Origin of the sequence: Haladaptatus sp. (assembly GCF_049589095.1) — an archaeon.
GTDB lineage: Archaea > Halobacteriota > Halobacteria > Halobacteriales > Haladaptataceae > Haladaptatus.
This window is the reverse complement of sequence record NZ_JBAWAC010000285.1, coordinates 1-12,439: the sequence shown is the minus strand read 5'-3', so window position 1 is coordinate 12,439 and position 12,439 is coordinate 1. Positions and strand designations below refer to the sequence as shown.

At 60.6% G+C, this 12,439-nt stretch carries 10 protein-coding genes; 6 read left to right on the top strand and 4 right to left on the bottom strand.

The window, feature by feature from the left end; genetic code table 11:
• Positions 1 to 858 (bottom strand): CNNM domain-containing protein (locus WBV42_RS09275; protein WP_423985770.1); only part of this gene is annotated, 858 nt, incomplete at its 3' end.
• Positions 859 to 1,077: 219 nt separating this feature from the next.
• Between WBV42_RS09275 and WBV42_RS09270 the strand changes: the two genes are divergently transcribed.
• Genes WBV42_RS09270 through WBV42_RS09255 form a run of 4 tightly spaced genes read left to right on the top strand, consistent with a single transcriptional unit; the run spans position 1,078 to position 6,374 of the window.
• Complete coding sequence (locus tag WBV42_RS09270) at positions 1,078 to 4,122, top strand: MMPL family transporter (RefSeq protein ID WP_423985769.1); 3,045 nt, start codon at positions 1,078 to 1,080, stop codon at positions 4,120 to 4,122.
• A gap of 1 nt (position 4,123) precedes the next feature.
• Entirely contained in the window at positions 4,124 to 4,861 is a 738-nt protein-coding gene (locus WBV42_RS09265; RefSeq protein WP_066138353.1) for a TrmB family transcriptional regulator, read from the top strand.
• Positions 4,862 to 4,899: 38 nt separating this feature from the next.
• Entirely contained in the window at positions 4,900 to 5,307 is a 408-nt protein-coding gene (locus tag WBV42_RS09260; RefSeq protein ID WP_423985768.1) for a hypothetical protein, read from the top strand.
• Positions 5,308 to 5,363: 56 nt separating this feature from the next.
• A complete protein-coding gene (locus WBV42_RS09255) occupies positions 5,364 to 6,374 on the top strand; it encodes a DUF7544 domain-containing protein (RefSeq protein ID WP_423985767.1) in 1,011 nt (336 codons plus the stop codon).
• A 1-nt stretch (position 6,375) separates the two neighbouring features.
• Here the strand turns inward: WBV42_RS09255 and WBV42_RS09250 are convergent, their stop codons facing one another.
• The 3 genes from WBV42_RS09250 to WBV42_RS09240 all read right to left on the bottom strand — a co-directional run bounded on the left by WBV42_RS09250 (position 6,376) and on the right by WBV42_RS09240 (position 9,680).
• A complete protein-coding gene (locus WBV42_RS09250) occupies positions 6,376 to 6,822 on the bottom strand; it encodes a DUF7552 domain-containing protein (RefSeq protein WP_253228635.1) in 447 nt (148 codons plus the stop codon).
• Between the two features lie 49 nt (positions 6,823 to 6,871).
• Positions 6,872 to 9,190 carry a DEAD/DEAH box helicase gene (locus WBV42_RS09245; RefSeq protein ID WP_423985766.1) on the bottom strand — a complete coding sequence of 773 codons (2,319 nt, stop codon included), beginning with the start codon at positions 9,188 to 9,190 and terminating at the stop codon, positions 6,872 to 6,874.
• A 112-nt stretch (positions 9,191 to 9,302) separates the two neighbouring features.
• Entirely contained in the window at positions 9,303 to 9,680 is a 378-nt protein-coding gene (locus WBV42_RS09240; RefSeq protein ID WP_423985765.1) for a DUF7344 domain-containing protein, read from the bottom strand.
• Between the two features lie 245 nt (positions 9,681 to 9,925).
• Here WBV42_RS09240 and WBV42_RS09235 point away from each other — a divergent pair, with 245 nt between their 5' ends.
• A complete protein-coding gene (locus WBV42_RS09235; RefSeq protein ID WP_423985764.1) occupies positions 9,926 to 10,876 on the top strand; it encodes a DUF7504 family protein in 951 nt (316 codons plus the stop codon).
• 131 nt (positions 10,877 to 11,007) lie between these two features.
• Positions 11,008 to 12,439 (top strand): hypothetical protein (locus WBV42_RS09230; protein WP_423985763.1); only part of this gene is annotated, 1,432 nt, incomplete at its 3' end.

Below are 12,439 nucleotides of genomic sequence, written 5' to 3'. Positions count from 1 at the left end.
GTACTGACCGATGATGCTGGGTGCGTAGACGATGCCCCGAAACTCGTCCAGCGACCCGTCGATGAGGGGAAATCGAACGACGGGGGTCTCCCGCATCCGTCGGATGTTCTCCTCGATCGACTCCGTGGTCGAGAGGGCCACGATGTCCTCGCATGGGATCATGATGTTCCGGACCGGAACGCGTTCGATCTGGAGCGCGGCCAAGATCTCCTGCTCCCGTTCCTCCGGGAGGTCCTCCACTGCGGCGAGAACGTCCCCCATCCGCCGATGCAGGTCGGCCCTGCTCGCGATTTCCTGCTCGCCGTCCTCGCCCTCTTCGCCCTCGGTCCACGAGCGTTCGATGTCGATACCGAACAGCGAGAGCAGTCCCTTCGCGGTTTTGTCGGCAAGGATGATGACGGGGTACATCAGTTTCGTCCACCAGTACAGCACTCCAGACCCGTATCGCGCCGCGAACTTCGTTCGTTCGATGCCGAAGTAGGTCGGCGCTTGTTCACCGATGATGATGTGCATGAGGTTGATGGCGGCGAGCGCGAGGATCGCCGAAAAGGCCTCGGTGGACCCGCTACCGATCCCGACGGCGTCGATGATCGGATGAAACGCCGCGACGACCGCCGGTTCGGCGACCACGCCCAGTCCGACGCTGGCGATGGTGATACCGACCTGGCACCCCGAGAGGTAGATCTCGAGGCGGTCGGTCATCTCCCACGCGCGCTGGAGCCCTTTCGACTCGTCGAACTCGGCCTTGTCGAACTGCCGAACCCGCGTCATGGCGAACTCCGTGACGACGAAGAAACCGTTCATCAGCAGGAGGAATACTCCACCGAGTATCCCGAGGACGGTGAGCAGATTTATCATCAGATGACTCTCCATCGAGCACGGTGGTAACGTTGGTGGCAAACCGTCCGACGACTGTGATATCAGCCGCTTTATCTCGCCAACAACTCGCCTTTCGAGAAGGTGGTCTGTGTCTTCATGTCATGCTCCGAATGGAATCCTCCACCTTTTTGGCAACGCTGTCAGTAGTATTCTAACAACAGCTATGATTCAATATCGTCATGGCCCGGGAGGGCGCTCGTGAGCCTCCTCGACCGGGTTTTCGGAAAGGTAACCGAGCACAGCCGAGCGGTCATCGCTGTGCTCCTCGTCATCACTGTGCTCCTCGGTGCAGGGGCACCGATGATCGAGCAGTCGTCGTCGCTTGACCAGTTCCAGAGCGACAGTTCGGCCGCGAAGAAGCTGGATTTCATCAACTCGAACTTCTCGACTGGAAACGAGAACACCACGACAGTACAGGTCATCGTCAAAGGCGATAACGTTCTGAGCAAGAAGGAACTCGTGAACTCGTTGCAGTTCCAACAGCGCCTGCACGAGAACGAGACTATCAACTCGACGTTGTCGAACGGGACATCGACCAGCGGCGTCGCAAACGTCATCGCAATCGCCGCGATTCAACAGGACAAGGTCAAAGAACTCCGTGCCGATGGTGCGGAACTCAAACAGCGGAGCCAACAGCTCAATCGAACGGCGCAGGGGTTGAGTGATTCGCTCAACCAAACGCGCGGGCTGCAGGCCAAATACGATCAGTTGAACGCGTCCCACGAATCCGGACAGGTCAACGACGCGGCGTACCAAAACCAGTCCGCGAAGATCGAAGCACAACTCTCCGGAGTGCGTACGAAGGCGACCGCAAACCTCTCCGCCGAACAGGGAGCGACGTTCAACAAATCGGCGACGCAGGCACGCGGCTTGCAGGCCAAACTCGACGGCTTGAACGCCTCCTACCAGCAGGGGCAGATCAACCAATCGACCTACAAGCAGCAGGCAGGGGAGATTCAGTCGCAGTTCGGCAAGGTGTACAAACTCGGCACGCAAGGCGTGCTGGCCGACGAGTACCAGAAACTCGGCGAGCAGAGCGAGAAACTGCAACAGAGACAGGAGGCGCTCCAAAACGGCTTGATGCCGACGCTCGCCCAGGAGATCGACAAGTTGCAGTCGATGAACCAGTCGCAGATCGACTCCGTGACGAAGACCGTTCTCTCCGGCGACAGCAGCGGTTCGAGCGGCATGGCGAGCCAAGCGTTGGCGTTCATGCCGACCTCCTACGACCCCGGATCGACCACGGCCAACGCGACGATGATGGTCGTCTTCCAGAAACAGAAGAGCCAGTCGTCGATGGAGGGTGACACGTCCGATATCCTCGTCTCGACCCAACAGGGGATGAAAACCATCGCGAACGACGAGTTCAACGACGACGCGCTCGTCTTCGGGAGCGGTATCATCAGCGAGGAGATCAACCAGTCGATGACCGATAGCCTCGCCATCGTCGGCCCGCTGGCGCTTCTGTTCGTCATCCTGACGCTCATCATCGCGTACCGCGACCTGCTCGACATCCTTCTGGGTGTGGTGGGTATCGTCTTCGTCCTCGTCTGGACGTTCGGCGCGATGGGATGGGCCGGTATCACCTTCAACCAGATGTTCATCGCGGTGCCGGTCCTGCTCATCGGGCTGGCGATCGACTACGCGATTCACGTCTTCATGCGCCACCGCGAGGAGCGGGAAGAGCACCCCGATGCGGACGTTCGCGGGTCGATGCGCGTCGCGCTCATCAGCGTCGGTGCGGCGCTGACGTGGGTGACCGCGACGACGGTCATCGGTTTCCTCTCGAACATGGTCAGCCCGCTCCCACCGATTCAGGACTTCGGCGTCGTGAGTTCGGTCGGTATCATCGCGGCGCTCGTCATCTTCGGCGGATTGATTCCGGCGCTCAAAGTCGAATCCGACGAGTTCCTCGAATCGCGCGGCTTCAATCGCCGGAAGCATGCGTTCGGAACCGGCGGTGGTGTCCTCGGACGCGTCCTGACGGTCGGTGCGACGGCGGCACGTAAAGCGCCGCTCGTGGTCATCGTCCTCACCCTGCTCGTCAGCGCGGCGGGTGGCTACGGGGCGACCAAAGTGGACACGAGTTTCTCGCAGACGGACTTCCTCGCGGACAGCCCGCCACACTGGACGAAGCAGCTTCCGGAACCGTTCAAGCCCGGGAACTACTCGGCCAAGAAAAACCTCGACTACGTAAACGACAACTTCGTCAGGCAGGATTCACAGGCACAGATACTGGTACAGGGGGATATCACGAAGGATAACGCCCTCGAACAGGTGCATCGGGCGAAGGAGAAAGCGGGCAAGAAGGACGTGACGATCAAGCTCTCGAACGATGAACCCCAGGTTCAAGGCCCGCTGTCGGTGATGGAACAAGTCGCCGCCGAGAACGCGACGTTCAACAAAACGTTCACCGCGGCGGATACGGACGGCAATGGCGTACCCGACAAGAACCTGAAGAAGGTGTACGACGGCTTGTTCGCCGCCGCGCCGGACCAAGCGGCCGGTGTGATTCACCGCGATAACGGGGACTACGACGCGCTTCGCGTCGCCATCTCGCTGAAGGGCGGCGCGTCGAGTTCGGCCGTCACGACGCAGATGCGTGACGTGGCGGACTCCTTCGACGGCCTCGAAGCGACGGCGACGGGACAGTCCATCGTCTTCGAAATCATCCAGAAGGACCTGTTGAACACGGTCATCGAGAGCCTCATCATCACGATGGTCTCCGTGTTCGCCTTCCTGATGCTCATCTACCGCCTCACGGAAGGGAGTGCGACCCTCGGTGCCGTCACGTTGCTCCCGGTCGTGTTCAGCGTGGCGTGGATTCTTGGCACGATGTACCTGCTCGGCATGCCGTTCAACATCCTGACCGGGATGATCACCAGCCTCACGGTCGGGTTGGGTGTCGCGTACAGCATCCACCTCTCGGAACGCTACAACGTGGAACTCGAACGACAGGGGTCGGTCTGGGAGGCGATGGAGGTCAGTCTCACCGGGACGGGCGGCGCGCTGCTCGGCAGTGCGGCGACGACCGTGGGTGGCTTCGGCGTTCTCGCCTTCGCCATCCTCCCCGCGCTCCAGCAGTTCGGTATCATCACCGGACTGACCATCATCTACGCGTTCATCGCGAGCGTGCTAGTGCTCCCGAGCCTGCTCGTCGTCTGGACGCGCTACTTCGGACCGGGTGCGCGCGGAACCATCGAAACCAAGTCCGACGCAGCCACATCTCCAAGTGAGGACTGAAATGGACGAAACTGACGCCATCGACGCGCTGACCGACCTCGGTCTCTCGAACTACGAAGCCAAGGTGTTCATCGCGCTCCAGAAGTTGGGGATCGGAACCGCTCGGGACATCCATGGCGTCACCGACGTGCCACGATCACAGGTGTACGGTGCGGCGGACGATCTCCAGGAACGCGGACTCGTGGAGGTAAAACAGTCAAAGCCGATCCAGTATCGCCCCGTGAGTTTGGCGGCGGCGAAATCGCACCTCCGCGACCGCTTCGAGCGCGCACAGCAACGCGCGTTCGACTACCTCGAATCGGCACAGAACGAGTTCGTCGATACCGAGAGCGAGCGGGAGGACGTCTGGTCCATCGACGGCGAGAACGCCGTCACCAGTCGAATCGAACAGCTGATGGAGGAGGCCGAATCGAGGATCGTCTTCGGTCTCCACGACGAGTCGCTGTACACGGATCGGCTCGTCGAGATCCTCCACGAGCGGTCGGATGCGGGCGTCGATGTCCTCATCATCTCCCAGGACCCATCGATGCAGGAACATTTCAGTGATCTCCGAGTCGTCATCCGCCACGACAAACCCCACGCCGAACCCGCGGGACGCATGCTCATCGTGGACGACGATACCGTCCTCATCAGCATCCTCGGTGATCACGAAAGCGCGATTTGGAGCTCCCAAACGGGATTCTCGGCGATCCTGTGTCAAACGGTCAGCTCACAGATCGAAGACGCGATCGGCGAATAACCCAATACGCCTTTCTTTCAGTCGAATCAATAGCAGGTATGAACCCGCAGCGCCGGCTTTCCAGAAACCTGCTCTCGGAAGCACGGGCATATGGCTACACGCTTTCCATTTGGGGCGGTGGCGGGCTCCTGTTGAGCCAGTTCGGCACCCCGTCGACGGCCGAGGTGTTCGCGTACGTCGGCGGTGCCATCGTGGCGTTCGGACTGCTTGCGCTCCTCACGTTCGGCGACGTAACTGCCGAACCGGACATGGAGAAGAAGATGACGGCCACGTCGTTCGTCCACGTCTTCGCCACCATCGGTAACCTGCTGGTCAGCTACCTCCTCACGTTCGTGCTGCACGGCCTGCTCGCCTTTCTCGTCGTCGGGGTACAGACGACGTTCACCTACAACGTACTGTTGTTACCCGAGGAGTACATCGCCCACCTGTGGCATCGCTCCCTCTGAGTTTTCAGCCACGGACTGTCCGATAGTTTATCAGTTATGACGGACAACAGCCGTGTATGTCTTGGTACGCCGTCGACGCGTTAGAGGACGCCATCGAAGGGACACGCGAATTGCTCTTCCCCTTCAATGCGGGAACGTGGCTTCGGCTCGCCGTCATCGTGTTCTTTCTCGGCGGAACGAGTACGGCGTCGCCGGTGCAAACCAACATGCAGTTCTCCCCACAGTCGGGCGGTTCGTTCCCCGTCACTCCGGGTAACTTCTCGATTCCCTGGGAAAACGTCGCGACGGTGCTCGTCATCCTCGCTGTCGTCGCCGTGTTCTTGGGCCTGCTCTTCACCGCAATCGGGGCGATAATGGAGTTCGCGTTCGTGGAGTCGCTTCGAACACAACGGGTTCACGTCCGCCGATACGCGAAGTCGTATCTCGGCCAAGGGCTGTCGCTGTTCGTCTTCCAACTCGTCCTCTTTCTCATCGTCCTCCTGCCAGTGGCTGGTATCGTACTCGTCACCGTTCCAGCACTGTTCAACGGACCGGAAAACGTCGCGCTCGGACCGTTGCTGTTCCTCGTGCCGGTGCTGTTCGTCCTCGGTTTCTTCGTCGCGTTAGTCGACACGCTGACGAAGGCGTTCGTCGTTCCCGTGATGATGGTTCGAGGAGGCGGTGTGCTCGCCGGGTGGAAGGCGTTCTGGCCGACGCTCAAGCGCGAGTGGAAACAGTACGGCATATATCTCGTCCTCCGGTTTTTCATCGCCATCGCGGCGAGTTTCGTCGTTTCGCTCGTGGGCGGCTTTCTGTCCATCGTCGTCCTCATTCCGTTCGCCATCGTCGCAATCCTGCTGATCGTCGCGTTCGGCGGGTTCGGCGCGCTCGCTGTGATGTTGTCGAATCCGGCGATAGTAGCCGTGTTCGTCGTGCTCCTCGTCGCCTACATCGTCTGTGCCATCTTCATACTGGCGCTGGTTCGAGTGCCGATTCAGGCGTACACCGGGTACTTCTCTCTGCTCGTGCTGGGCGATACGAACGGGGAGTTCGACCTCATCCCGGAGCTTCGGGAGCGGATTCGATAGCTTAGAGTTTCGATTCGAGCTGACGGCCGACGGCGGCGTCGCCGACCGGACCACAGTCCCGTGCGAGATGGACGAGCGGCGCGTTTTTCATCGTGAGCCACGCTCCGTCACGGTCGCTGGTGACGGTGACCGAGCGCTCGGTTTGCGGAAGCCCGTTGGCTCGAACGTCGTTCGTTCGCTCGCGGACGCCGACCATTTGGAGGGAATCGGTCGGGAGTTCAGTGACGACGAACCGATATTCGGGAACGTCGGGGTCGTGTTCTCGGAGCGCGGTTCGGTACTCGCGTGCGAGGTCGGCGGCACGCGCGGCGTCGTCGTGTGTTTCGAATCGGGTGCCCGTGATCGGCGTCGGGCACTCGCCGGTTTCGGCACAGGTGACTGAAAACGAACCGGAGTCAGCGGCCAACTCCTCGATTTCGCGTCGGGTTTGCCGGAGGATGTCGTCCATGTTTAGGCTAACCTAATTTAGGTTTAGGGTTGCCTAAAAGGCTTCCGACTCAGTCCGTGAGATCTGAGAGGAGGTGTTCGGCGAGTTCCTTATCGAGCGGATCGTTCGCGTTGCCACACTGTGGCGACTGTACGCAGGAGGGACATCCCGATTCGCAGTCGCAGGCGCGAATCATCTCCCGCGTGTTTTTCATGAGCGATTCGACGGTTTCGTAGCCTTCTCGGGTCAGTCCGACGCCGCCGGGGTAGCCGTCGTAGATGAAAATCGTGCTCGTGCCGGTGTGCGGGTGGAGCGGCGTGGAGAGACCGCCGATGTCGCTACGGTCACAGAGCAAGTCCAGCGGGAAGAGCGAAATCATCCCGTGTTCGGCGGCGTGAATCGCACCGTTGAAATCGCCGTCCATCGTCCGCAACTCGCGCTCGATGTCGTCCGGAATCGTGAAGTAGAGCGCTTTGGTCCGGAGCGTGAGTTCCGGCAGGTCGAGCGATTCGCGGCCGAGCGTCTCGTTTCGCTTCGCGTCCCGTCGCTCGAATCCGGTGATCTGCTCGCGCATCGTCACCTCGGCGAAGCGGACGGTACAGTCCTCGCGGGTCGAGAGCGTCTTTTCCGACAGGTCCTCCTCGACGGTTATCTCCTTGTCAGTGAGCGTCTTGGTGTGATAATCCGCCCACGTCGGCGAGAGTTCGGCCACGTCCCGCGACAGATCGAGGTCCACGACCTCGTAGGACTGCCCCTGCTGGTGATAGATCGCGCCGCGATGGGCATCGTTCAGCGCGTCGCTGAACGGGAGCGAGGCGATGACGTTCCCGTTCGAACGGTCCAACAGGTCGATCTCACGGTCGTCGATGGTCCGAAGACTCATCTCGTGTTGGGGGCTTCCGTCGCCGTCGTACGTCCAGCGGATGCCACCACTCGTTTGGCGGCGTTCGAGTTCCCCCCGCGATTCGAGGGCGGCGACGAGGTCGGGAAAGTTTTCACCGAAGTACGCCCGGTCCTCGGGCGAGAGCCACGTTTCGCGGGCGGCGGAGACCACGTGTTCCGGGAGCAACTCCTCGTTTTCCGGGTTGACGACCGCCCGTTCCGGGTCGCCCGCGAAGAACTCGTCCGGGTTTGCCATCAGGTACTGGTCCAACTGATCCTCGCCCGCGACGAACGCGACGAGGCTGGCCTCGGTTCCTCGCCCGGCGCGTCCGGCCTGCTGGAACGCCGCCATGCGCGTACCGGGATAGCCGTCGAGGAGGACGGCGTCCAATCCGCCGATGTCCACGCCGAGTTCCAGCGCGTTCGTGCTCCACGCACCGCGCACGTCTCCCGAGTGGAGCCCACTTTCGAGTTCCCGGCGGCGCTCGTTCCGCAGGGCCGCCTGATACGCCGCGATATCGTTGGCGAGCGAACGCTCCCCTCTGTTCCTGAGTTCGTCCGCGCTCTCCATCGCGTAGCGTTCGGCACCCTGCCGGGAACGGGTGAACGCGAGCGTCTGGCAGTTGCGGGTGACGAGGTCGGCGAAGATGCGTTTGGTTTCGCCGTGATTCGACTTTCGGCGTTTCGCGCCGCCGTAGCGGTCGTCCTCGTACTCCGGCGGGTTCCAGAGGAGCCAGTGGGTCGGTCCGGTGCGACTCGTGTTCTCGTCCACGAGGCCGAACGAGGACTCGGACTTGCCGGTCACGGCGCTCGCGTGTTCGACTGGATTGCCGATGGTTGCCGAACAGCAGACGAACTGCGGATTCGAATCGAATCGGTCACAGATCCGCGCGAGTCGGCGCAGGACGAGCGCGACGTGGCTCCCGAAGACGCCCCGATACTCGTGCACTTCGTCGATGACGACCGTTTCCAGGCCCTTGAAAAACCAATCCCAGAGCCGGTGGGCGTAGGGAAGCAGGGCGTAATGGAGCATGTCGGGCGTCGTGAGGACGACGGTTGGCTGTCGGTTTCGCACGTCCCGCTTTTCGTTCTTGTCGAGTCGGCCGGTGTACTGGGCGACCGAGACGCGACTGCCGAACCCCAAGTCGCGGGCGAGGCCGTCCAATGTCTCCTCCTGATCGTTGATGAGGGCGTTCTGCGGTGCGATGTAGAGCGTTCGCCCGCCGTGGTCCATCGCGCGTTCGAACGCCGGGATGGTGTACCCCAGGCTCTTCCCGCTCGCGGTTTGCGTGGCGATGACGACGTTCTCCCCGCCGCGAACCGCCTCGACTGCCTCGGCTTGGTGGCGATAGAGTCGGTCGATGCCACGGGTTTCGAGGGCGGATTCCAACCGCGATTCGAGCGGGATATCCCGAAATTCGCCGTCGTTCCCCGGAAGCGTCTCGTGGCGGGCGATCTGCCCCTCGTAGTAGGGTCGCCCGCGCAGCCAGTCGATGGTGTTCTGCACTGTGGGGTGTTTGGTAGTGGACGTTCTAACCGGTTTCGTCACTGGTGAACCACACGATACGAACGAGTAGCAGCGCGATTTGTGGGACGGTTTGAGTGGGAACCGTCGGCCGTCACTCTTCGTCCGAGGGCAACACGGACGGAATCGGGTCGACCATATCCTCCCCGTACGTCCAGGAGAGAATACCGTAGTCGGCGAGTCGCGGCAGGTGTTCCTGTTCCAGGCGAATCCGTACCCATTCCTGCTCGGATTGTGTCACGTCCGTCACGGGTATTCCCTGGGAACGACTCGCGACGTTCGTCGCGAGCAGTGAAATCGGGGTCGCGGTTTCCTGCTCGGAAAGGAACAGTACGAGGTGGCGCCGTTGTTCGTTTTTGAGCAACTCGTACACCGCGTCCGGTGTGGAGAGGAGCACGTCTGGACCTACCGTATCCAAAAATTGCAGTAACTCCATGCGGACCCCCTGCCCGTCGTTCGACGTGTTACCCATACCCGTTTTACGACGCTCGGAAGTATGAATTACCCGATACACGAGGATTTATTTGCTAAACAAATAATATTGCTTTTTTAGGATAGAATTCGAATATGGCGTGGCGGGGTGACGGTAAACGCCGATCCAAAACGGTAGTGATTGGGACCGATTTTCGTATCGGATAGTGAACTCATACGGTATCGAATATCGATCTGAAGCATCAAAAGCGCTTTTGACTGTCGGGGTAGTATGACTACAGAGCTATGGGTTCAATGGAGGAGAGTGCTACATCGCCGTTCATGTGTGGTGTAGAGGAGCCGATGAGGTTCCACTACGATTGGGGAAGTGAGGAAGCGCTCGGTTCGTTTATTGTTCAGCGAATGGTGGAGTGTTCGGGGGTGAGTTCCACCGAAATTCCGGAGCCGCTGTACGGGTGTATCGACCCCGACGCGTTGGAGGAGTTGTTCCAACCGCTCGCCGACGGAACGGCCCGCGCGAGCGGAAAGCTGACGTTCATGTTCGCAGGTCACTACATCACCGCCAGCAGCGACGGGACGGTCGAAATCGAATCCGAACTCGGTCGGTTGAAACGGACCGGTGGGAACCTACTGCTCACCGGCGACGTTCCGGCGGATCTGTTCGAGGAGTTGAGCGTGCAGTTCTTGGGCGCGCCATCCAACGACAGGACCCACCTGTTCGCGCTGTACGGGCGGGATGTGGACGTGGCTCGGAAGCGTCTTTCACGTGCCAACGCAAATCCCGCTCAAGCGCACATCCTGACCCACGAAGTGGCGGTGCGCTCGGCGACACAAGCACAATCGAACGCGTTTCCGGACCGACCGTCCGCCTCGTCCGTGGAGGGGTCGCTCGACGACTTCCAAACCGCGATTCAGGACGAATTATTGGAACTCCAGTACGGGAATCGGGGATTCGAGCCGGGGGAGCTACGGTTCTGTTTGGATTCGTTACAGTTGCTTTCGAACGAGGAAGGGTCGGTTGCTGTGGAACGTTCCTTGCGGAAGATCACGGAAACCGTCGAGGAACTGTCCGGGATCGGTCAGTACATCTTCCCGGGTGCGTTCGATTCGGATTCCGTTCAAGCCGTAGAGCCGCTGTTCGACGTAACGATCGAACTGAAGCTCGACCCGGACGGACCGAAGCAGCGATGGCATCTGCACGAGACGAGCCACACGACGACGTGGTTCCCGCTCTGACGTTTTCCGGTCAGGGTGCCGACGGAGTTCGCACCCCACCGTTGACGGTATCGTCGTAGCGCTACAGCCCGAAACCGAGCCCTCAAAGTGAAATGAAACCGATATTTCGACAGAGTGTCGAGCAAACGGGGTTGACCATCGTCGACCCCATTCACCGACGCCAGTTCCCGATTCGGACGCCGACCTCCGTCAGTCCGCTTCCGGCGGACGACGACCAGTTCTACTTCCCGGTCGACAACGCGGCAGAAATCAGGACGGACAAACTCGTCCTTCCGTACATCGTTATCACGCACGTCCGTTCGCTGGACGGCACGGTTCTGGCGGAAGCCGGGGAGTTTTCGTACGAACAGTTCCCCGAAGGCGAGTATCTCGTCGAACTGAACGCACCGATTCGAATCTATCTGCGGGTTGACGGTGAGTTGACCATCGCGTCATCGACCGACCGGATGGAGTTCGATTTCGGGACGGAGACGGTGGTCCGAATCGGGGCACGGTCGTATCACGAACTCCCCGAGGGGACCGTGACGACGACGGCGGAACCGGCGGACGTGATGGCCGCCGTCTCCACGTTCGGATCGTCGCTGAAGACGCTGAGTTGTGAGCGGTCGTTGCCGTCACTCAGGGGTCATCCCCCGAAGATCGAACTCGGGGACGAACTACACGTTCCGGACGAACTGACACCGCCGGAGACGGGTGTTCGGATAGAACTCCCGCCGGAACTGCCGATGATCTATTCGGCGAGTTCGCTCGCCTATTATCTGGGAGCGACTATCGTTCCGGGCGAGGAACCGAGGCTCGTGACGGACCGAGGCTTCGTTCACCCGCTCGACCACCCGGAACGGGGGTACGAGGGTGAGATCGAACGAGTGCTCGTCCAATCGTTGTTCTTCGACTGTGTGACGCGAACCGAAGGGTTGTACCAGATATCGCTTCACGAGCGGCAGGTGGTCGAACCGTTCCTCGACGTGTCGTTCGAGGAGTTGTACGAACGCGACCTCGCGGAACAAGTCGAGACCTATCTCGACATCCCGTTCGACGTTATCCGAGAACACGTGCCGACGTGGCTGTTATCGACGACCGTCACGAACGATATCGCCAACGTCGAGACGATTCCGTATCTGGTGAACAACCTGTCGCTCATCTCGACGCCGGACGAGAACCATCGCCGGTCGATACCGAAGACGCCGGAGCCGATCGACAGTTTCCTGCGAGGAACGGAAACACAGAGAGGGCAACAACAGACGACGTCCGACCCGTACGTCGCACCGACGTCGACGGACGCACTGGAACACGCGTGGCTCGGTCATGGGATGCCTATCGGCGCGAACAAACTGATCAAACGCGCCTTCGAGAACAAATTGGAGCGGTCGTCATCGACGGACGGTATCGACATCACGGTGGTCTGTAACGAACAGGAGATGAGTCCGGAGTTCGACGCTGGGGACGACCTCTACGGCAAAAGGGACGAACTCGCGTTCGATATCGACGTTCATCGAAACCTCTCGACCGACGAACTGGAGTCAGTGCTCACCACCCCCACCGACTTCCTTCACTACATCGGTC